Below are 20,635 nucleotides of genomic sequence, written 5' to 3'. Positions count from 1 at the left end.
GTATTCAATACCGTTTGCCGGAGTGGTTCAAACAAAATGGCATTGAATTGACGAACCCCCTGCGGTTGTGCCGCAGGGGGTAATTGTTGTCGCGAGGGCGAACTAGCCGCCGACGTCGCCGCTCAGGATCTCGCCGAACCGCTCCCAGGTCTCGCCCTTGAACTTCATCATCTGCATCTGGCTGATCGGGGCGAAATCGGTGGCGCTGGTGTTGATCTTGACGCCCGGCAGCAAGCCGCCGAGTTCCAGGTTCTTGATGCTGGCCGCCTGCTTCATGACATTCTCGCGGGTGAGATTGTCACCGCAGGCCTTGAGGACATGAACCAGGGTCTGGGCCGAGTTGTAGCCGTAGATCACCGAGCCGTCGGTCCGGTTCGCCTCGGGGAAGTACTTCAGGAGGAAGGCGTCGAAGTCCTTCATTCCCTTGTCGTCCTTCCACTGCGGATCGGTCGGATCCTTGGCGTAGGCCGCCGAGATGATGTCCTGCGAATTCTCGAAACCGGCGGGCTTGATCACCGAGCCGACCGACGCCGAGACGTTGTTGAGGATGAACAGCGGCTTCCACTGAAGCTCCGCGACCTTCTTGATCGACTGGGCGGCGAACTTCGGCGTCGTGATGCTGATGAACACATCGACACCCTTCGACTTCAGGGCGACGACCTGCGAGTCGATGGTGGGCACGCTGGTCTCATAGGGTTCTTCCGCGACGATCATCGAAGCACCCTTGGTGCCGAGGCCGTCCTTGATGCCCTTGAGGTAGTCTTTGCCGTAGTCGTCGTTCTGAAAAAGGATGCCGATCTTGGCGTTCGGCTTTTGCTTCATCAGGTAGCTCGCGTAGATCCGGCCCTCGCTCTGGTAGTTGGGCTGCCAGCCCATGGTCCAGGGGAAGTCCTTCGGGTCGTTCCACTTGGTCGCGCCGGTGGCGACGAACAGTTGCGGCACTTTCTTGGCGTTCAGGTATTTCTGGATCGCCGAGTTCGACGGCGTACCGAGCGGTCCGTAGACCAACAGCACCTCATCGCTTTCGACCAGCTTGCGGGCCTGCTCGACAGCCTTCGGCGGCGAGTAGCCGTCGTCATACGAGATGAAGGTGATCTTGCGGCCGTTGATGCCGCCTTCGGCATTGATCTTGTTGAAGTAGGCCTGTTCGGATTTTCCGATGACGCCGTATGCGGAGGCCGGTCCGCTGTAGGGCATGATGTTGCCGATCTTGATCTCGGTATCGGATGCGCCGGTGTCGTACTTTTTCTGGGCCAGTGCGTTGCTGCTTGTCGCGGCGACGATCGCGATCGCAGCCGAAAAAGTCGCAAGTCGAGATGTGGAAATAACCATACGTTCCTCCTTGGATCGTGTTTGTGTCCTCGTTTATTTTTTTGATTTGAAGCTCTTTGCGGCTCGACGATATTCAATACCCTTTGCGGGGCTCATTCAATGAAAAGCCCTCTGCCGCAGGCTTTAAACGTCTTCATGTTTCATTAGGCGAAATACAGGGCAGGGTGATTAACCAATAAGGCCTGCTTTCGCAGTGCGAAGAGCGGACGCGCGAAGGTCATGCGGCGCGCGGCGTTATCCAGCGCCGATTCGCCGTGCAGGAGCTTCGGCGTCGTGCCGAAAATGTCGGCACCCTTGGAGCACCTTTGCGACCCGTTCAACGAAAAGCCCTCCGCGACGGTGTCGCGGAGGGCTTGTTGCCGATTTGTAATCTTCAGCGGCGCGGGAGGTTTAGCTGCCGCCCATTCCGCCGGTGATGACCGGGCCGATCTGCTCATACTTCTCGCCCTTGAAACGGGCGATCTGCAGTTGATCGATGGGATAGAAGTCGGTCGCGCTGGTGTTGATCTTCACGCCCGGCAGCAGGGTGTCGGGGGTGAAGTCCTTCAGGCTTGCGGCCTGTTTCATGATGTTCTCGCGGGTCAGGTTGTCGCCTGCCTGCTTCAGAACCTGAACCAGGGTCTGCGCCTGGCCGTAGCCATAGACGACCGAACCATCGGTCTTGTTCATGTCCGGCGCGTACTTGGCGAGGAAGGCGTAGAATTTCTTCATGCCATCGTCGTTGTCCCACTGGGAATCCGCACCGTCCTTGGCGTAGAGCGCCGTCAGGATGCCTTGCGCGTTCTCGAAGCCGGCCGGCTTGAGCACGCTGCCGACCGATGCGCCGACGTTGCTCTGGATGTACATCGGCTTCCATTGAAGTTCCGCGACCTTCTTGATCGCCTGAGCTGCGAACTTCGGCGTCGTGAAGCTGACGAAGACGTCCGCGCCGGTGGCCTTCAGCTTGATGATGTGCGAGTCGATGGTCGGCTCGGACACTTCATAGCTGTCTTCGGCGATGATCTGGGACGCCTTGGCGCCGAGACCGTCCTTCAGGCCCTTGAGCATGTCCTTGCCGAAGTCGTCGTTCTGATACATCACCGCGATCTTGGCGTCCGGCTTGGTTGCGAGCAGATGCTTGGCGTAGACGCGGCTTTCGCTCTGGTAGGCCGGCTGCCAGCCCATGGTCCAGGGGAATTCCTTAGGTTCGCCGAATTTGGTGGCGCCGGTGGCCACGAACAGCTGCGGCACCTTCTTCGCGTTCAGGTACTTCTGGATCGCGGAATTCGACGGGGTGCCGAGCGGCCCGAACACGAGCAGGACTTCGTCGCTCTCGACCAGCTTACGGGCCTGTTCCACCGCCTTCGGAGGGCTGTAGCCATCGTCATAGGTGATGAAGGTGATCTTGCGGCCGTTGATGCCGCCCTGCTCGTTGATCATCTTGAAGTAGGCTTCTTCCATCTTCCCGATGACGCCGTACGCGGACGCAGGACCGCTGTAGGGCATGATATTGCCGATCTTGATTTCGGTATCGGTTGCGCCGGTGTCGTACTTTTTTTGCGCGAGCGCGTGGCCGCTCGTCATCGCGAGCGCGGCGACAGCCGACACTGCTGCTACGTTGAGCTTGAGCTTGGATAACATTCTGGTCTCTCCCTAAGATGCGGGCATTCCGCTTGGCGGAAACCGGTCCCGGAAGAGAGATCATGCCCAGAGCAAAAACAGGGCAAAAATGAGGGGGCCTGATCCAGCAAAGCTGAATCAGGCCCTGTCACCCGATCCGGAAACCGATTTTCCGGAGACACCCTTCTCAAACAACGCAGATTGAAACAAGCCTGATTTAACGTCGGCAAATCAGACTTTAGGACTTACTCTTTTTGCGGAACAAAGCCTCGATCATATAAGCCACCTGCCTTGCGCCGTGCGGCACGAGGAAGATGACGACGAACAGCAGCACGCCGAACACCGCGCCCGAGAGGCCCTTCGAGATGTGCTCCGCGACGTTCGGCACGAACACGATGAAGGCCGAGCCGACCAGCGAGCCCGGCAGCCAGCCGACGCCGCCGACCACCATGCCGAGGAAGATCGCGATCGCCAGCTGAATGGTGAAGCTGTCGGGAGCCACGAACTGCACGACGATGGCGCCGAGCGCACCGGCGATGCCGGTGAAAGCAGCGCTGATGCCGAACGCCAGCGTCTTGTACATCGGCAGATCGACGCCCATCGCCGAGGCGGCGATCGGGTTGTCGCGGATCGCCATCAGGGCGCGTCCGGACCGGCTTCGCAGCAGGTTGATGGCCAGGATGTAGATCACCGCGGAGACGAACAGCGTGAAGTAATACAGCCACATATCCTGCGACATCTTCAGGCCGAACGGAGCGTCCGGCTTGGTGATGACGAGGCCCTGCACGCCGCCGGTCCAGTGTTCGAACGCGCCGAGCTTGAGCAACTGGGGCATCGCCACCGCGAGCGCGAACGTCGCGAGCGCGAGGTAGACACCCGAGAGCCGCAGCGCCGGGAAGCCGAACAGGAAGCCGAAGATGAAGCAGATGATGCCGGCAGCCGGCAGCGTCAGCGCGTAGTTGACGCCCATATGCTCCATCATGATGCCGGCGGTATAGGCGCCGACCGCGTAGAAGGCGCTTTGGCCGAGCGAGAATTGTCCGCTGCCGCCGGTCAGGATGTTGAGAGCCAGGATGGCGATGGCGTAGATCAGCACCATCGTCATCTGGAAGATGATGAAGTTCTTCACGAACAGCGGCGTGAGAACCAGCAGTGCTAACAACACCAGGGTTGCGGTGGTGCCGACCGTCATCGACTTCTTCGACGGCGCGGCGACCGCTGCGGGCTGGGTAACTGAGTCCTGAACTGTGCTCATGATTAAACTCGCTGTACGATTGCGCGGCCAAGCAAGCCGGACGGTTTGATGACAAGCACGACGATGATCAGTGCCAGCGCGATGGGCAGTTTCAGTTCATTGCCGACACCCGGAATGTAGGTGCCGACCAGGTTCTCGAAGACCCCGACCAGGAAGCCGCCGATCACCGCACCGAGCGGACTGGTGAGGCCGCCGAGCACCGCGGCCGCGAAGCCGTACAGCAGAATGCCGCCCATCATGTTGGGCTCGAGGAACACCACCGGAGCGATCAGCATGCCGGCGATGGCGCCGATGGCGCTCGCCATGCCCCAGCCGAGTGCGATCATCCAGCTCGTGTTGATGCCGACCAGACGCGCGGATTCCGGCAGCGAGGCCGCCGCCCGCATCGCAAGACCGATGCGCGTGTAGCGGAAGAACACGAACAGCAGGATCAGCAGCACCAGCGTGACGCCGATCATGCCGGCCTGATGGGTCGAGATCAGCTGGCTGCCCAGGAAGCCGGACGAACCGAACGGCGAGGGGAACTGCTTGATCGTGAAGTCCCAGGTCAGGCCCGCGACGCTGTTGAGGATGGCGAACAGCGCGATGAAGCCCGCCACCTGCGCCAGGATAGGCGCGTTGGTGAGCGGCTTGAACAGCGCGCGTTCGATGACGATGCCGCCGGCGAACGAGATGGCGAGCGTCAGCACGAAGGCTGGCCAGAAGCCCAATCCCCACTGCATCAGCTGCCAGGCGATGAAGGTCGAGAACATCGCCATTTCGCCCTGGGCGAAGTTGAGGTGGTCGATCGCCTGATAGATCATGACGATGGCCAGCGCCATGCAGGCATAGATCGCGCCTGTGGCAATGCCAGCCAGGACTTGGTTGGTAAACAGTTCCATGGCTGTGTCCTCAGTATCCGAGATACGATTTGCGGATGTCTTCGTTGTTCGCGATTTCCTTCGCGCTTCCCGACATCACGATGCGTCCGGTTTCGATCACATAGGCCTTTTCCGCGAGTTCAAGCGCGAGCTGGGCGTTCTGTTCGACCACCAGGATCGTCACCTTGTCCTCGCGGTTGATCTTGCTGAGAATCCCGAACAGGTCGCGCACCACCAGCGGAGCGAGGCCGAACGACGGCTCGTCGAGCAGCATCAGCCGGGGACGCAGCATCAGCGCACGGGCGACCGCGAGCATCTGCTGTTCACCGCCCGACAATGTGCCGGCCTGCTGGGTGTGACGCTGCTTGAGCACCGGAAAGTGCGCGTACATCCGTTCGATATCGTCAGGAATGTTCTTGGTGTCGCTGCGCGAGATCGCGCCGAGCTGCAGGTTTTCCTCCACCGTCATGTTGGTGAAGGTGCCGCGGCCCTGCGGAACATGCGCGATGCCGAGACGGACGATGTTCTCGGTCGACTGTCCGGTCAGCGGCTTGCCTTCGAACTCGATATTGCCCGTCGAGCGGATCATGTTGCAGATCGCGCGCAGCGTCGTGGTCTTGCCGGCGCCGTTGGCGCCGAGCAGCGTGGTTACGCTGCCTTCGTTGAGCGAGAATTCAAGGCCGTGAAGGGCCTGGATCTGGCCGTAATAGGCGCGCAGATCCTTGATTGACAGCATGCTCATTGGTCCTTGCTCCCCAGATAGGCCTTGATGACGTCGGGGTCGGACTGCACCTGGGCTGGCGTGCCTTCAGCGAGCTTCTTGCCGAAATTCAGCGCGACGACGTGGTCGGCGATCTTCATCACGAGACCCATGTGGTGTTCGACCAGAAGGACCGTGATGTGGCGTTGATCGCGGATGCGGCAGATCAGGTCGCCGAGGACATAGACTTCCTCGTGGTTGAGGCCGCCCGCGGGCTCGTCCAGCAGCAGGATCTTCGGCTCGGCGGCGAGTGCGCGGCCAAGCTCGACGCGCTTCTGCGTGCCGAAGGGAAGGCCCGCGACTTCGCGGTCGGCGACATCGTGCAATTCGAGATAGTCGAGGATTTCATGAACCTTCGCGTTGAGCTTGCGCTCTTCCTCGCGAACCCATGGCAGCTTCAGCGCATCGCTGACGAAATCGCTCTTGGTGCGGCAATGACCGCCGATGCGGATGTTGTCGCGCACCGTCAGCCGCGGGAACAGAGCAACGTTCTGAAACGTGCGGCCGATGCCGGCGGCGGCGATCTTCTGCGGCTGGTGATGAAGGATACTTTCACCTTCCAGCAGGATCTCGCCCTGGCTCGGCTGATAAAGCCGGCTGAGACAATTGAAGAGCGTCGTCTTGCCTGCGCCGTTCGGTCCGATCAGGCCGAGAATCTGGCCCTTCTTCATGTCGAACGAGACGCCGTTCAACGCGATGATGCCACCGAATACGACGCTGACGTCGCGAACGGTGAGCAAGGGGGCGTGCCCCTGCGCTTGAGCCTGCATCATGTGTTGATGTCCCGGCAGGATCGGGACGCGCCCGCAGCCTGCATGAAACCGCAACGACGGCGGTTATTTATTCCCCTCAGCGATACGTGCAACTTTTCCTCCTGGCGGTTTCATTTTTTTTGCTGCTGGCAGTTTCTTTGTTTTGTGGTCCGCGCGCAACGTCATCGTCCAGCGCGTCCTCAAATGCTTTTGAATGGTTCTTATCATCGCAAGGCGACGACGTCCAACACAGTTCTTTTATAGAACTATGATTGGATTTCGCGCAAGCGCTCCGAAGCGTTGCATGGAGAAGATGCTCCTGCATGCAATCCGTGGCGCCTACCTGATCCCCTCGGCGATACGTGTGACTTTTCCCCCGGTTGTTTTGACTTTTTTGACGACTGGTTCTTTGCCTAGCGTGCCGCGCCCGATTGATCCGGTCATCGCGACTTCGATATTTCTCACCATCGCCACCAGGCGAGGCCCGATATCGTTCTTTAAAAGAACTTCGCTGAATTTGAAGGCCGGCGCGCCGCAGTTGAAGGCATACGGGCCGGTTCCATCATTCAGTTTCAGCGCAACGCCGACGGCGTGAATGTCGCTGTGCCATTCGCCCGCGGACATTGCGAAGCCGTGCTTCGCAACGCATTCGCCGGCGCGTTCGATGCCGTCGCGGATCTTCGGCCAGTTGGGGCCGGTGTGTTCCTTGATCTCGCGCATCAATGTTGCGCGCTCTTCGTCCGCCAATGCCCACAGATAGGCGCGGCCCATAGCTGATGTCGCGATCGGCACCCGCGATCCGACGTCGAGCAGCACGCCGACGGTCAGTTCGCTGCGGCTTTGTCCGAAATAGATCATGCTCAGCCGGTCGCGCGCGCCGATGGCGACCGCGCCGCCGGTTTCGCGCATCAGTTGATCGCGATAGGGGTCCGACAGGTGGCGGACGCCCATATTGGCGAGCGCCGAGTAGCCGAGCGCCATCGCGGCAGGCGCGAGTTGATATTTCTCAAATCGCGGAACCGGCGTCAGATAACCGAGCTTTGTCAGTGTGTATGTCAGCCGCGAGATCGTCGGCTTCGGCAAATTCGTGCGCGCTGCGATTTCCTGGTTTCCCAGCAGTCCGTCGCTGGGACGAAACGCGCGCAATACATCAAGCCCCCGCGAAAGCGCGATAACAAAGCTGCGATCAGTCGCAGGTTTCTTCGGAGGCCGCTTCATTCGTATAAAACCGCATATGTGGTCTTCGTTGACAAAGGACGTGCTTCAAAATATCCCTCCGTGTCAAGATGTGGAATTTAATTCCGCAGTGCGAAATGCTTAAAAAACAAGCGTTACAAGGAGAGTTGTGTGAGCGAAGTGGTCAAGGTGGAACGTCGCGACGCGGTTGCAATCGTCACTGTCAACAGCCCTCCGGTGAATGCGCTCAGCGCTGCGGTGCGCAAGGGTATCGCGGACGGTGTGAAGAGTGCTCAGGCAGATGACTCGGTGAAGGCCATCGTCATTGCGTGCGCCGGACGTACGTTCATCGCGGGCGCGGACATCACCGAATTCGGCAAGCCGCCACAGTCGCCCAGCCTTCATGAAGTGATCGAGGTTATCGAGAATTCCTCCAAGCCGGTGGTCGCCGCCATTCACGGCACCGCGCTCGGCGGTGGTCTTGAACTCGCGCTGGGCTGCCACTTCCGCGTCGCCACCAAGGACGCCAAGCTCGGCCTTCCCGAAGTGAAACTTGGTCTGTTGCCGGGAGCAGGCGGCACGCAGCGTCTGCCGCGCGCGGTCGGGCCCGAAATGGCCGTGACAATGATCGTCGGTGGCAATCCGATCGGCGCCGCTGAAGCGCTCAAGAACGGATTGATCGAGGAAATCATCGACGGCGAACCCGCCGTCGGCGGCGAAGCCTTCGCGCGCAAGGCGCTGGCCGAGAAGCGTCCGCTGCGCAAGCTGCGCGACGACGATTCCAAGCTCGCCGCGGCCAAGGCCGACAAGTCGATCTTCACCAACGCAGCCGCTGCGGCAAATAAGCGCAACCGCGGTCTGGAAGCGCCGCTCGCCGCCGCCGAGGCGGTGAGCCACTCGCTCGACCAGTCGTTCGATCAGGCGCTCAAGTCCGAGCGCGAGCTGTTCCTGAAGCTCATGAACGGCGATCAGTCGAAGGCGCAGCGCTACGCGTTCTTCTCGGAGCGTGAAGCCGCCAAGGTATCTGGTGTGCCAGATGGCACCAAGCCGCGTGACGTGAAGCAGGTCGCCATCATCGGCGCCGGCACCATGGGCGGCGGCATCGCGATGTCGTTCGCCAACGCCGGCATTCCGGTCACGCTGATCGAGACCGGCGACGAGCAGCTCAAGCGCGGCCTCGGCATCATGCAGAAGAACTACGATGCCACCGCTGCGCGCGGAGGCATTCCGGCGGACGCGCCCGCCAAGCGCATGGGCCTGATCACGGGTGTGGTCGGCCTCGAAAACGTCAAGGATGCTGACCTCATCATCGAGGCCGTGTTCGAGACCATGGCGATCAAGAAGGAAGTGTTCGGCAAGCTCGACCAGTACGCCAAGCCCGGCGCTGTTCTCGCCACCAACACCTCGTACCTGAACATCAACGAAATCGCCGCCATGACCAAGCGTCCGCAGGACGTGCTGGGCATGCACTTCTTCTCGCCGGCCAACGTGATGAAGCTGTGCGAAATCGTCCGCGGCGAAAAGACCGCGCCGGACGCGCTGATGACCGCGGTGGCAATTGCCAAGCGCATCGCCAAGGTTCCGGTGGTGGTCGGCGTTTGCGACGGCTTCGTCGGCAACCGTATGCTCGCCGCCCGCGGCAAGCAGGCCGAGAAGTTCCTGTTCGAGGGCGCGCTGCCGCAGCAGGTCGACGCGGTGGTCACCAAGTTCGGCATCCCGATGGGGCCGTTCGCGATGGGTGATCTCGCCGGCCTCGACATCGGCTGGCGTTCGCGCAAGGACCGCGGCATCAAGTCGGAAATCGCCGACGCGATCTGCGAGGCTGGCCGTTTCGGACAGAAGACCGGCAAGGGCTATTACAAGTACGAAGGCGGTTCGCGCTCGCCGCTGCCGGATCCGGAAATCGATAAGCTGATCGAGGAAACCACCGCCAAGCTCGGCCTCAAGCGCCGTCAGATCAGCGACGACGAAATCCTCGAGCGCATGATGTATCCGATGATCAACGAGGGTGCGCGCATTCTTGAAGAAAAGATCGCGGCCCGTCCGAGCGACATCGATGTGGTCTGGCTGTACGGCTACGGCTGGCCGATCTATCGCGGCGGTCCGATGTTCTACGCCGACAGCGTCGGCCTCAAGCACATAGCGGACCGGCTGTCGTTCTACGCCAAGCAGACCAACGATCCGTCGCTCGAGCCCACGCCGCTGCTCAAGCGTCTGGCCGACGAAGGCAAGACATTCGCGTCCCTCGCCAAGGGGTAATCCCATGACGCGGCCGGGCGAACAGTACTATCCGGAGGGTGTGCGCTGGGATTCACCAATCCCGCGCGGCACCTTGCCGGATTTGCTGGCAAAGGCGGCTGCGGATTTCGGCGCGCGCGTTGCGATCGAATTCCGCGACCGGCCCATCTCCTTCGATGGGCTGCAGGATATGGTCGATGTCGCGGCGTCGGCGTTTCTCCGCGCCGGTTACGGCAAGGGCGCGTCGATCGCGTTGTTTCTCGGCAATTCACCGGATCATCCGGTGAATTTCTTCGGCGCGCTGAAGGCCGGCGCGCGCGTGGTGCATCTCAGTCCGCTCGACGGCGAGATCGCGCTCACCCATAAACTCAAAGACTCCGGCGCGCGCATTCTCGTCACCAGCAATCTGGCGACGCTGTTGCCGACCGCGCTGAAGTTCTTCGAGAAGGGCCTGCTGGACAAACTGATCGTCTGCGAGGACGAGACCTGGGGCGATGTCGGCAATTCACAGGCGGCGATCCCGGCGGATCCCGCCATCGTCACCTTCAGGGACTTCGTCAAGGACGCGCAGCCGCCCGCGGCATGGCCGCAGATCGATGCCGATGACATCGCGCTGCTGCAATACACCGGCGGTACCACCGGATTGCCCAAGGGGGCGATGCTCACCCACAGCAACCTGACTTCGGCGGTCTCGATCTATGACGTCTGGAGCGCGAAGCAGAAGGCCGAGCGCAACGCCATCGAGCGGGTCATTCTCGTCCTGCCGCTGTTTCATATCTACGCGCTCACTGTCGTCCTGCTGCGCACCCTGAAGAACGGCGACCTGATCTCGCTGCATCAGCGTTTCGATCTTGAAGCGGTGATGCGCGACATCGAAGTGAAGCGCGCCACCGCGTTCCCCGGCGTGCCGACCATGTGGATCGCCATCGCCAGCCTGCCTGATTTGGACAAGCGCGACCTGTCGTCGCTGGTCTATGCGGGCTCGGGCGGCGCGCCGCTGCCGGTGGAAGTCGCGAAGGTGTTCGAACGCAAGACCAAGCTCGCGCTGAAAAGCGGGTGGGGCATGACCGAAACCTGCTCGCCCGGCACCGGCCATCCGCCGGAAGGTCCGGAGAAACCGGGCTCGATCGGCCTGATGCTGCCCGGCATCGAGATGGACGTGGTGTCGCTCGACGATCCGAAAAAGGTGATGCCGGTCGGCGAGACCGGCGAAATCCGCATCCGCGGCCCGAATGTCACCAAAGGTTACTGGAATCGCGAGGCGGAAACCGCCGAAGCCTTCGTCGGCGACCGCTTCCTGACCGGCGACATTGGCTATATGGATAGCGACGGATATTTCTATCTGGTCGACCGCAAGAAGGACATGATCATCTCCGGCGGCTTCAACGTCTATCCGCAGATGATCGAGCAGGCGATCTACACCCACCCGTCGGTTCAGGAAGTCATCGTGATCGGCATTCCCGACGATTATCGCGGCGAAGCGTCCAAGGCGTTCGTGACGCTGCGCGCGGGCGCGGAGCCGTTCACCATCGAGGACCTGCGCGCATTCCTCACCGGAAAACTCGGCAAGCACGAATTGCCGGTGGCGGTCGAATTCCTTAAGGAGTTGCCGCGCACCAGCGTCGGAAAACTCTCCCGTCACGAATTACGCAACCAGCAACGCCATCAACCGCAACAACCCAAACTTGCAACAGGAGGTCGTTCATGACCCAGGCCGTTATCGTTTCCACCGCCCGCACCCCGATCGGCAAGGCCTATCGCGGCGCTTTCAACAACACCGAAGGCGCGACGCTGCTCGGTCACGCCATTGAGCACGCTGTCAAGCGCGCCGGCGTCGATGGCGCGGAAATCGAGGACGTGGTGATGGGCGCCGCCATGCAGCAGGGTGCGACCGGCGGCAACATCGCCCGCAAGGCAGCACTTCGCGCCGGTCTTCCGGTGTCGGTCGCCGGCACCACCATCGACCGCCAATGCGCCTCGGGCCTTCAGGCCATCGCGCTTGCCGCGCGTTCGGTGATCTACGACGGCGTCGAGATCGCCGTCGCCGGTGGCGGTGAATCGATCAGCCTCGTGCAGAACGAGCACGCCAACAAGTTCCACGCCGTCGATCCTGAACTGATGAAGATCAAGGGCGATGTCTACATGGCGATGCTCGACACCGCCGAGATCGTCTCGAAGCGCTACGGCATTTCCCGCGAGAAGCAGGACGAATACTCGCTGGAGAGCCAGCGCCGCACCGCCGCTGCGCAGCAGGGCGGCCGCTTCAAGGACGAAATCGCGCCGATGGCCACCAAGATGGCGGTCGCCGACAAGGTCACCAAGGAAATCTCGTTCAAGGAGATCACCCTGTCGCAGGATGAAGGTCCGCGTCCGGAAACCACCGCGGAAGGTCTCGCCGCCCTGAAGCCGGTGCGCGAAGGCGGCGTCATCACCGCCGGCAACGCCAGCCAGCTGTCCGACGGCGCCAGCGCCGCGGTGATCATGAGCGACACCATGGCCGCCAAGAAGGGCCTCAAGCCGCTCGGCATTTTCCGCGGCTTCGTTTCGGCCGGCTGCGAGCCGGATGAAATGGGCATCGGCCCGGTGTTCGCGATTCCTCGCCTGCTCAAGCGTCACGGCCTCAAGGTCGAGGACATCGACATGTGGGAACTGAACGAAGCCTTCGCGGTGCAGGTGATCTATTGCCGCGACAAACTCGGCATCGATCCGGAGAAGCTCAACGTCAACGGCGGCTCGGTCGCGGTCGGCCACCCCTACGGCATGACCGGTTCGCGTCTCGCGGGCCACGTGCTGGTCGAAGGCCGTCGCCGCAAGGCGAAGTACGGCGTGGTGACGATGTGCGTCGGCGGCGGCATGGGTGCTGCCGGCCTGTTCGAGATTTTGCAATAAGCTATCGTCGTCCCGGCGAAGGCCGGGACCCATACGGCGCGGACTGACTGTTTGGGCATGGTGGTGGACATCTCTTTCGTCCACTCCTGCCGGGAGTTATGGGTCCCGGCCTGCGCCGGGACGACGCGTTGAAAGATGTTGCCATTAATTACGAGTTTGATCGCCCAAGGAGGGTCCAATGGATCTCAGTTTCAGCAAGGAAGAACTCGCGTTCCGCGACGAGGTGCGGACCTTCTTCCGCGAAAGTCTTCCCGCCGACATCCGCCAGAAACTGGTGGAAGGCCGCCATACCAGCAAGGAAGACATGGTCAACTGGCAGCGCATCCTGAACAAGAAGGGATGGGCGGTGCCGCACTGGCCGAAGGAATACGGCGGCACCGGCTGGTCGTCGGTGCAGCAGTACATCTTCCTCGAAGAGCTGCAGGCCACGCCTGCGCCATCACCGCTGCCGTTCGGCGTCAACATGGTCGGGCCGGTGATCTACACCTTCGGTAACGAAGAGCAGAAGAAGCATTACCTGCCGCGCATCGCCAATCTTGACGACTGGTGGTGCCAGGGCTTCTCGGAGCCGGGCGCGGGCTCCGATCTCGCCTCGCTGAAGACGACCGCCAAGCGCAAGGGCGACGTCTACGTCATCAACGGCCAGAAGACCTGGACCACGCTGGCGCAGCACGCCGACTGGATCTTCTGCCTTTGCCGCACCGATCCCGATGCGAAGAAGCAGTCGGGCATCTCGTTCATCCTGTTCGACATGAAGTCGCGCGGCGTCACCGTGCGGCCGATCCAGACCATTGACGGCGGTGTCGAGGTCAACGAAGTGTTCTTCGATGACGTCGAGGTGCCGGTGGAGAATCTCGTCGGCGAGGAGAACAAGGGCTGGGATTACGCCAAGTTCCTGCTCGGCAACGAGCGCACCAACATCGCGCGCGTCGGCATGTCGAAGGAGCGTCTCCGCCGCATCCGCGATCTCGCCTCCAAGGTCGAGTCGGAAGGCAAGCCGCTGATCGAGGATTCCCGCTTCCGCGAAAAACTCGCGGCGACCGAGATCGAGCTGAAGGCGCTCGAATTGACGCAGATGCGCGTCGTCGCCAACGAGAGCAAGAACGGCAAGGGCAAGCCCGATCCGGCGTCTTCGATCCTCAAGATCAAGGGCTCTGAAATCCAGCAGACCATCACCGAGCTTCTGCTGGAGATCACCGGACCGTTCGCGCTGCCTTATGCGGACGAACACGACAAGAGCAACGAGGAAGCAAGCTGGGCGACGACAGTTGCGCCGGGCTACTTCAACTATCGCAAGGTCTCCATCTACGGAGGCTCGAACGAGATTCAGCGCAACATCATCACTAAGGCCGTGCTGGGTCTGTAAACAAACCGCTATTCTCGTCATTGCGAGCGAAGCGAAGCAATCCAGAGAGCCAAAGACTGGATTGCTTCGTCGCTTACGCTCCTCGCAATGACGGCGCGTTCATTTGGTTTAGCCGGAGAGAGTGAAATGGATTTTGATTTGTCCGAGGAGCAGCGGCTCCTGAAAGATAGCGTCGATGGCCTGCTGGCTGATTCCTACGATTTCGATCAGCGCAAGAAGTACGCCAAGGAAAATGGCGGCTGGAGCAAGACCGTCTGGAACAAGCTGGCCGAGCAGGGCCTGCTGGGTCTGCCGTTCTCCGAGGCAGATGGCGGCTTCGGCGCGGGCGCGGTGGAAACCGCCCTTGTGATGGAATCGCTCGGCAAGGCGCTGGTGCTCGAACCATATCTGGCGACTGTGGTGCTCGGCGGCGGCTTCCTCCGTCACGGCGGATCGGCCGAGCAGAAGGCCGCGCACATTCCCTCGATCATCGACGGCAGCAAGACGCTGGCGTTCGCCCAGCTCGAGAAGAACTCGCGTTACGATCTCGCGGACGTCACCACCACCGCCAAGAAAAAGGGCAGCGGCTGGGTGATCGACGGCGAGAAGTTCGTCGTGCTGCACGGCGAGACTGCGGACACGCTGATCGTCAGCGCACGCACCAAGGGCAACCGGCGTGATCACAGCGGCATCGGCGTGTTTCTGGTACCGGCGAACGCCAAGGGCGTCACCGTCAAGGGTTATCCGACCCAGGACGGCATGCGCGCCGCGGACATCCGTTTCGAGGGCGTCGAGGTTGGCGCGGATGCTGTGATCGGCGATCCCGAGAACGGCCTGCCGCTGATCGAGCGCGTGGTCGACGAAGCGCGCATCGCGATGTGCGCCGAGGCGGTCGGCGCGATGGACGAGTCGCTGAAATCGACGGTGGAGTATCTCAAGACCCGGAAGCAGTTCGGCGTCGCGATCGGCCAGTTCCAGACCCTGCAGCATCGGGCGGCGGATATGTTCGTCGCGCTCGAGCAGGCGCGCAGCATGTCGATCTTCGCCACCATGGCCTCCGATTTCGAGGACGCCAAGGAGCGTTCAAAGGCGGTCGCTGCGGCGAAAGTACAGATCGGCAAGTCGCTAAAGTTCGTCGGCCAGCAGGCGATCCAGCTTCACGGCGGCGTCGGCATGACCATGGAGCTCAAGATCGGCCACTATTTCAAGCGGCTGACCATGATCGAGAGCACCTTCGGCGACACCGACTATCACCTGCGCCGCGTCAGCGAAGCGGGCAATCTGGTCTGACGCGCAAGCCGTCATTGCGAGGAGCACTTGCGACGAAGCAATCCAGTTTTTCTGTCGCTCTGGATTGCTTCGCTTCGCTCGCAATGACGAACAAAAGCAAAAAAGAACAATAAGGGAGACGCGGCCATGACCAAATCGCCATTCGATCTGGCGGGAAAAGTGGCCGTCGTCACCGGTTCAAGCCGCGGCATCGGCCGCGCCTCGGCGGAATTGCTGGCGCAAATGGGGGCGAAGGTCGTCGTCTCCAGCCGGAAGGCCGACGCATGCGAGGCGGTTGCCGACGGTATCCACAAGGAGGGTGGCGACGCCCACGTCATCGCCTGCAATATCAGCCGCCGTGAAGAAGTCGACGCGCTGATCACCGGCACCGTGAAGCACTACGGCCAGATCGACATCCTCGTCTGCAATGCGGCGGTGAATCCCTATTACGGACCGCTGCTCGACATCACGGATGAGGCCTTTGACAAAATCATGGGCGCCAACATCAAGAGCAATATCTGGCTCTGCAAGCTGGCGATGCCGCACATGGCCGAGCGCGGCGGCGGCTCGGTGGTGATCATCTCCAGCATCGGCGGATTGCGCGGCTCCACCGTGATCGGGGCTTACGGCATCTCGAAGGCGGCGGATTTCTCGCTGGCGCGCAGTCTCGCCGGCGAATGGGGTCCGAAGAACGTCCGGGTCAACTGCATCGCGCCGGGCCTGGTCAAAACCGATTTCGCGCGCGCGCTGTGGGAAGATCAGGACAACCTTAAGCGCCGCACCGCGACCACGCCGCTGCGCCGGATCGGCGAGCCGCACGAGATCGCGGGGGCGGTGGTTTATCTTGCCTCCGATGCCTCGACCTTCATGACCGGCCAGACCATCGTTATCGACGGCGGGGTTACGACCGCGGCGGTGTAAATCTCGCTTCCCTCTCCCCTTGTGGGAGAGGGTGCGGAGCCGCGAAGCGGGTGAGGGGTCGTTCCTTCAACGCAACTTAATCCCCCTCACCCGGCTCAATCTCGCTTTGCTCGATTTCGCCACCCTCTCCCACAAGGGGAGAGGGAAGAGTTAGTGTTGCGGTCGCCTTGACGCGCGTATCCGTAATCGCTTTGTTGCGTTTCGAAACCGAAACGAAAGCATTTGAGGAAACGGCATGGCGTCCCACATTCTTGCCATCGATCAAGGCACGACATCGTCGCGCGCCATCGTCTTTCGCTCCGACATTTCCATCGCAGCCCAGGCCCAGCAGGAATTCCAGCAGCATTTCCCGGCCTCCGGCTGGGTTGAGCACGAGCCGGAAGATATCTGGATCTCGACCCTGGCGACCTGCCGGGAGGCCATGAGCAAGGCCAATGTCGCGGCGTCCGACATCGCCGCCATCGGCATCACCAACCAGCGCGAGACCACAGTGGTCTGGGACCGCGCCACCGGCAGCGCGGTGCATCGCGCCATCGTCTGGCAGGACCGGCGCACCGCGGAGATCTGCGCCAGACTGAAAGCGGAGGGCCACGAGCCACTGATCAGCGCGCGCACCGGCTTGATCATCGATCCGTATTTCTCTGGCACCAAGGTGGCATGGATTCTCGATCAGGTGCCCGGCGCGCGCGAACGGGCCGAGCGCGGCGAACTGATGTTCGGCACCGTGGACTCGTATCTGTTGTGGCGGCTGACCGGCGGCAAGGTGCACGCCACCGACGCCACCAACGCCTCGCGCACGCTGCTGTTCAACATCCACAAGGGTGAGTGGGACGACGATCTGTTGAAACTGCTGCGGGTGCCGCGCTCGATGCTGCCGGATGTGCGCGATTCGTCTGCCGATTTCGGCGAGACCGAACCGCATCTGTTGGGCGGAGCGATTGCGGTTCGCGGCATCGCCGGCGACCAGCAGGCCGCTACCATCGGGCAGGCCTGCTTCTCGCCGGGCATGATGAAGTCCACCTACGGCACCGGTTGTTTCGCGCTGCTCAACACCGGCACCACGGCGGTGGCCTCGAAAAACAAGCTGCTGACGACCATCGCCTATCAGTTGAACGGTCAGCGCACCTACGCGCTCGAAGGTTCGATCTTCGTGGCGGGATCTGCGGTGCAGTGGCTGCGCGACGGGCTCGGCCTCATCAAGCACGCCAGTGAGACGGGTTCGCTCGCGGACGCCAACGACACCATGCAGTCGGTCTATCTGGTGCCGGCCTTCGTCGGCCTCGGCGCGCCATACTGGAATCCGCGCGTGCGTGGCGCGCTGTTCGGGCTGACGCGCAACACCGGCCCCGCCGAGCTGGCGCATGCCGTGCTGGAGAGCGTGTGTTATCAAACTTTCGATCTGTGGGCGGCGATGCGGGCCGACTGGCCGGAGGCGAAGGAAACCAACACCGTGCTGCGCGTCGACGGCGGCATGACCGCGTCGGACTGGACCATGCAGCGCCTGTCGGATCTGCTCGACGCGCCGGTCGACCGCCCGATGATTCAGGAAACCACGGCGGTGGGCGCAGCTTATCTCGCGGGACTTGGCGCGGGCGTTTATCCGGAGCCCGCGCGGTTCGCGGATTCATGGCGGCTGGAGCGGCGCTTCAGGCCGAACATGAGCGAGGCGACGCGTGTGCGCAAACTCAAGGGCTGGTCGCATGCGGTGAAGGGCGTGCTCGCGAGCGATCCGGGTGATAGTTGATGTCGTCCCGGCGCAGGCCGGGACCCATACTCCCTGAGTTTTCTGGAAGAAACAGGTCACTGCTCCTCGCTTTCTTTACAGAGATGAGTGGTTATGGGTCCCGGCCTGCGCCGGGACGACATCGCGAAGACGGTCGGCTGATCGCCCTTGCCAATCGGGTGTCTTGCCGGGTGTAATCGTCTTCGCAATCTCGGACCAGAGATAACCTGATGAACCTGATTGGCCAGTATGATTCCCCCTTCGTGCGGCGTGTGGCGCTGGCGCTGCGGTTCTACGGCCTTCCGTTCGAGCACACGCCGTGGTCGACCTTCGGCGACGCCGAGAAAATCGCGCTTTATAATCCGCTGATGCGGGTGCCGACGCTGGTGCTGGACGACGGCGAAGTGCTGATCGAGAGCACGGCTATTCTGGATTATCTCGACGAACAGGCCGGACCGTCGCGTGCGCTGATCCCCGATTGCGGCCATGTCCGGCGCGAGGTGCTGCATATCTGCGCGCTCGCCACCGGCCTTGGCGACAAGGCGGTGAGCCTGCTTTACGAGCGGGTGCTGCGCGGCGAGGAATCGCAGCGCTGGGTTGCGCGCTGCCGCTCGCAGATCGCGGGCGTGCTCGGTACGCTGGAAGAAGACCGCGCGCGGCACAGGACGCGGTTCTGGTTCGGTGATCAGATCACCCACGCCGACATCGCGGTGGCCTGCGTCATTCGTTTTACGCGCGAAGCCCATGCCGGATTGTTCGACGAGGTCCGCACGCCGGCGCTGGCGCGTCACGCCGAGACCTGCGAGGCGCTGCCGCCGTTTCAGGATATCGTGCAGCCGCTCGCGGCACCGAGCTGACGCGGCCATGGATAGTCATCCGGCGCTGCGACAACATTTCCCGGTGGCAGTTGGATATCCTTAAGACATTGCCGTAATATTGCTCGCCGCGACAATTGATTCCGCTTTGAATTTGCCGACACAACCAATTGCAGAAGGACTTCTCCCATGCTGAATCGCCGTTCGTTTTGCGGTTGCGTCTCCGCGGCTCTTTTTACCGGCCTTGCGACGACGGGCGCGCGCGGCGCGCCGGTCGAATGCGCCGTGATGACGCGAGACCGGCAGAAGGCCATCAGTCCTGACGACGCGATCGCCCAGCTGAAGGAAGGAAATGTCCGCTTCGTGAGCGGCAAGATCGTCAATTGCAATCTGATGGAGCAGGTGAAGGAAACGTCGGCCGCGCAGGCGCCGTTTGCGGCGGTCGTCGGCTGCATCGATTCGCGCGTGCCGCCGGAACTGGTGTTCGATCAAACCATCGGCGACGTGTTCTGCGCGCGTATCGCCGGAAATTTCGTTAACACCGACATCATCGGCAGCCTCGAATTCGCAACGAAGGTCGCGGGTGCGCGCGCCATCGTGGTGCTCGGGCACAACGACTGCGGGGCCATCAAAGGTGCGGTCGACAACGTCAAGCTGGGAAACCTGACGGCGACACTCGCCAACATCATGCCGGCCGTGGCTGCGAGCAAGACAACTGGCGAGCGCACGTCGAAGAACGCACCATTCGTTCAGGCCGTGGCTGAAACCAATGCCCGCATGGCCGCTGCGAATCTGACGTCGCGCAGCCCGGTCCTGAAAGGTCTGGTGAAAGCGGGTCAGTTGCGCGTCGCAGCGGCGATGCACGATCTTGCCACCGGGCGCGTCACGTTCCTGACGTGAGGCCATGCGCCAGCCGCGTGGGCTTCAAAGCTCAGAGCGGTGACAACATAACAAGCGGCCGGAGATTGCTCCGGCCGCTTTGCTTTTGTCGACTTGAGATTTTACTGGCAAACGTTCCGCGTGCCTTTGATGAACGTGCCCGGCTCACACATGAAACCGTTGCGCGCTGAATAGTTCGACGAATACGGCATCGCGATGCCGTTATAGCTGTAGGTTTCTACATAGCCTGGGCCGTAGGCGTAGCTGTCGCGGTACGGTCCGCCGAACGGAGCGGTCGCGATCGCGCCCGCGGTTCCGACAGCTGTTGCTGCGACCGCGCCGGCGGTTCCAACCGCACCGGCGACAACGGCACCCGGCCAGAAGCCGGTGTCGCGCTGGCCCCGACGATCCTGATCGGCGACCCTATTAGAAGCACGGTCGGCCCGCGCCTGCTGCTTCATGGGCTTGGATGCGTGCTTCATCGGCTTGGTCTTCATCTGCTTGGTCTGCATCTGCTTTGCGGCGCGTGGCTTCGCGTAATCCTGTGCGAGGACTGGTGTCGCGATCAATGCGCTTACGGCTGCGGCAGCGGCGAAAAGTGTCACCTTTTTCATTTTCCGGCTCCTGTTTGAGGGGGTGGAATAGGCGGCGCACCAACGTCTCATGCAGGAGGGGGTTCCGGGTTCCACCATAGTTGATGTCACACGCGCGTGAGGCGAAGTTCCACCGCCCGATGTGATGATCGGTGGAGCAGTGAGCCATACACGATGTCGTCCCCGCGAAAGCGGGGACCCATAAACGTGGCTTTTCCGGTTTGGTGAA

General features: G+C 61.9%; 18 protein-coding genes. 9 read left to right on the top strand and 9 right to left on the bottom strand.

Translation table 11 applies throughout. The features are described 5' to 3' along the window. Positions 1-102 precede the first annotated feature (102 nt). From YH63_RS04595 to YH63_RS04560, 8 genes are all read right to left on the bottom strand, one after another. Entirely contained in the window at positions 103-1,332 is a 1,230-nt protein-coding gene (locus tag YH63_RS04595) for an ABC transporter substrate-binding protein (RefSeq protein ID WP_046828625.1), read from the bottom strand. Positions 1,333-1,475: 143 nt separating this feature from the next. Beyond that, a complete protein-coding gene (locus YH63_RS04590; protein ID WP_137325112.1) occupies positions 1,476-1,769 on the bottom strand; it encodes a hypothetical protein in 294 nt (97 codons plus the stop codon). Continuing rightward, positions 1,723-2,952: an ABC transporter substrate-binding protein gene (locus YH63_RS04585; protein ID WP_046828626.1), complete on the bottom strand. Its 1,230-nt coding sequence runs from the start codon at positions 2,950-2,952 to the stop codon at positions 1,723-1,725. The genes YH63_RS04590 and YH63_RS04585 overlap by 47 nt, the downstream gene beginning before the upstream one ends. A gap of 217 nt (positions 2,953-3,169) precedes the next feature. Continuing rightward, complete coding sequence (locus YH63_RS04580; protein WP_046828627.1) at positions 3,170-4,186, bottom strand: branched-chain amino acid ABC transporter permease; 1,017 nt, start codon at positions 4,184-4,186, stop codon at positions 3,170-3,172. 2 nt (positions 4,187-4,188) lie between these two features. Further along, positions 4,189-5,067, bottom strand: a complete 879-nt coding sequence (locus YH63_RS04575) for a branched-chain amino acid ABC transporter permease (RefSeq protein WP_046828628.1) — start codon at positions 5,065-5,067, stop codon at positions 4,189-4,191. A 10-nt stretch (positions 5,068-5,077) separates the two neighbouring features. Beyond that, the gene (locus YH63_RS04570) at positions 5,078-5,788 is read right to left on the bottom strand and encodes an ABC transporter ATP-binding protein (RefSeq protein WP_046828629.1); all 711 of its coding nucleotides are present in this window, start codon (positions 5,786-5,788) and stop codon (positions 5,078-5,080) included. Then, on the bottom strand, positions 5,785-6,579 hold the full coding sequence (locus YH63_RS04565; protein WP_046828630.1) for an ABC transporter ATP-binding protein: 795 nt from the start codon (positions 6,577-6,579) through the stop codon (positions 5,785-5,787). The genes YH63_RS04570 and YH63_RS04565 overlap by 4 nt, the downstream gene beginning before the upstream one ends. Before the next feature lie 318 nt (positions 6,580-6,897). After that, entirely contained in the window at positions 6,898-7,776 is an 879-nt protein-coding gene (locus YH63_RS04560; RefSeq protein WP_046828631.1) for an IclR family transcriptional regulator, read from the bottom strand. A gap of 129 nt (positions 7,777-7,905) precedes the next feature. Here YH63_RS04560 and YH63_RS04555 point away from each other — a divergent pair, with 129 nt between their 5' ends. The 9 genes from YH63_RS04555 (at position 7,906) to YH63_RS04510 (ending at position 19,834) form a co-directional block, all read left to right on the top strand. Beyond that, a complete protein-coding gene (locus YH63_RS04555; protein WP_046828632.1) occupies positions 7,906-9,993 on the top strand; it encodes a 3-hydroxyacyl-CoA dehydrogenase NAD-binding domain-containing protein in 2,088 nt (695 codons plus the stop codon). 4 nt (positions 9,994-9,997) lie between these two features. Continuing rightward, positions 9,998-11,680 carry a dicarboxylate--CoA ligase PimA gene (gene pimA / locus YH63_RS04550; RefSeq protein WP_046828633.1) on the top strand — a complete coding sequence of 561 codons (1,683 nt, stop codon included), beginning with the start codon at positions 9,998-10,000 and terminating at the stop codon, positions 11,678-11,680. Beyond that, positions 11,677-12,861: an acetyl-CoA C-acyltransferase gene (locus YH63_RS04545; RefSeq protein WP_046828634.1), complete on the top strand. Its 1,185-nt coding sequence runs from the start codon at positions 11,677-11,679 to the stop codon at positions 12,859-12,861. Before pimA ends, YH63_RS04545 begins: the two co-directional genes overlap by 4 nt. Before the next feature lie 178 nt (positions 12,862-13,039). Continuing rightward, positions 13,040-14,227, top strand: a complete 1,188-nt coding sequence (gene pimC, locus YH63_RS04540) for a pimeloyl-CoA dehydrogenase large subunit (RefSeq protein ID WP_046828635.1) — start codon at positions 13,040-13,042, stop codon at positions 14,225-14,227. A gap of 126 nt (positions 14,228-14,353) precedes the next feature. Then, positions 14,354-15,496 (top strand): pimeloyl-CoA dehydrogenase small subunit, encoded by a 1,143-nt coding sequence (pimD, locus tag YH63_RS04535; protein ID WP_046828636.1) that lies wholly within the window; start codon positions 14,354-14,356, stop codon positions 15,494-15,496. Positions 15,497-15,622: 126 nt separating this feature from the next. Then, positions 15,623-16,396 carry an SDR family NAD(P)-dependent oxidoreductase gene (locus tag YH63_RS04525; RefSeq protein WP_046828637.1) on the top strand — a complete coding sequence of 258 codons (774 nt, stop codon included), beginning with the start codon at positions 15,623-15,625 and terminating at the stop codon, positions 16,394-16,396. A 235-nt stretch (positions 16,397-16,631) separates the two neighbouring features. Then, positions 16,632-18,140, top strand: a complete 1,509-nt coding sequence (glpK, locus tag YH63_RS04520; protein WP_046828638.1) for a glycerol kinase GlpK — start codon at positions 16,632-16,634, stop codon at positions 18,138-18,140. Between the two features lie 209 nt (positions 18,141-18,349). Next, positions 18,350-18,976: a glutathione S-transferase family protein gene (locus YH63_RS04515; protein ID WP_046828639.1), complete on the top strand. Its 627-nt coding sequence runs from the start codon at positions 18,350-18,352 to the stop codon at positions 18,974-18,976. Positions 18,977-19,123: 147 nt separating this feature from the next. Beyond that, a complete protein-coding gene (locus YH63_RS04510; protein ID WP_046828640.1) occupies positions 19,124-19,834 on the top strand; it encodes a carbonic anhydrase family protein in 711 nt (236 codons plus the stop codon). 101 nt (positions 19,835-19,935) lie between these two features. Here YH63_RS04510 and YH63_RS04505 read toward each other — a convergent pair whose 3' ends face one another. Next, positions 19,936-20,427: a hypothetical protein gene (locus YH63_RS04505; protein WP_046828641.1), complete on the bottom strand. Its 492-nt coding sequence runs from the start codon at positions 20,425-20,427 to the stop codon at positions 19,936-19,938. Between the last annotated feature and the right edge of the window lie 208 nt (positions 20,428-20,635).

The organism is Afipia massiliensis (assembly GCF_001006325.2).
Lineage (GTDB): Bacteria > Pseudomonadota > Alphaproteobacteria > Rhizobiales > Xanthobacteraceae > Afipia > Afipia massiliensis_A.
The sequence above is the reverse complement of the archived record's forward strand: the minus strand, read 5'-3'. Positions and strand labels throughout refer to the sequence as shown.

What these genes read in the sequence shown, in the direction of transcription:
- pimD (WP_046828636.1), top strand. Translation starts at nt 14,354, where the DNA reads ATGGATTTTGATTTGTCCGAGGAGCAGCGGCTCCTGAAAGATAGCGTC.
- YH63_RS04505 (WP_046828641.1), bottom strand. Translation starts at nt 20,427, where the DNA reads ATGAAAAAGGTGACACTTTTCGCCGCTGCCGCAGCCGTAAGCGCATTG.
- YH63_RS04525 (WP_046828637.1), top strand. Translation starts at nt 15,623, where the DNA reads ATGACCAAATCGCCATTCGATCTGGCGGGAAAAGTGGCCGTCGTCACC.
- glpK (WP_046828638.1), top strand. Translation starts at nt 16,632, where the DNA reads ATGGCGTCCCACATTCTTGCCATCGATCAAGGCACGACATCGTCGCGC.
- pimA (WP_046828633.1), top strand. Translation starts at nt 9,998, where the DNA reads ATGACGCGGCCGGGCGAACAGTACTATCCGGAGGGTGTGCGCTGGGAT.
- YH63_RS04575 (WP_046828628.1), bottom strand. Translation starts at nt 5,067, where the DNA reads ATGGAACTGTTTACCAACCAAGTCCTGGCTGGCATTGCCACAGGCGCG.
- YH63_RS04595 (WP_046828625.1), bottom strand. Translation starts at nt 1,332, where the DNA reads ATGGTTATTTCCACATCTCGACTTGCGACTTTTTCGGCTGCGATCGCG.
- YH63_RS04510 (WP_046828640.1), top strand. Translation starts at nt 19,124, where the DNA reads ATGCTGAATCGCCGTTCGTTTTGCGGTTGCGTCTCCGCGGCTCTTTTT.
- YH63_RS04565 (WP_046828630.1), bottom strand. Translation starts at nt 6,579, where the DNA reads ATGATGCAGGCTCAAGCGCAGGGGCACGCCCCCTTGCTCACCGTTCGC.
- pimC (WP_046828635.1), top strand. Translation starts at nt 13,040, where the DNA reads ATGGATCTCAGTTTCAGCAAGGAAGAACTCGCGTTCCGCGACGAGGTG.
- YH63_RS04580 (WP_046828627.1), bottom strand. Translation starts at nt 4,186, where the DNA reads ATGAGCACAGTTCAGGACTCAGTTACCCAGCCCGCAGCGGTCGCCGCG.
- YH63_RS04590 (WP_137325112.1), bottom strand. Translation starts at nt 1,769, where the DNA reads ATGAGCAGATCGGCCCGGTCATCACCGGCGGAATGGGCGGCAGCTAAA.
- YH63_RS04560 (WP_046828631.1), bottom strand. Translation starts at nt 7,776, where the DNA reads ATGAAGCGGCCTCCGAAGAAACCTGCGACTGATCGCAGCTTTGTTATC.
- YH63_RS04585 (WP_046828626.1), bottom strand. Translation starts at nt 2,952, where the DNA reads ATGTTATCCAAGCTCAAGCTCAACGTAGCAGCAGTGTCGGCTGTCGCC.
- YH63_RS04570 (WP_046828629.1), bottom strand. Translation starts at nt 5,788, where the DNA reads ATGAGCATGCTGTCAATCAAGGATCTGCGCGCCTATTACGGCCAGATC.
- YH63_RS04515 (WP_046828639.1), top strand. Translation starts at nt 18,350, where the DNA reads ATGAACCTGATTGGCCAGTATGATTCCCCCTTCGTGCGGCGTGTGGCG.
- YH63_RS04545 (WP_046828634.1), top strand. Translation starts at nt 11,677, where the DNA reads ATGACCCAGGCCGTTATCGTTTCCACCGCCCGCACCCCGATCGGCAAG.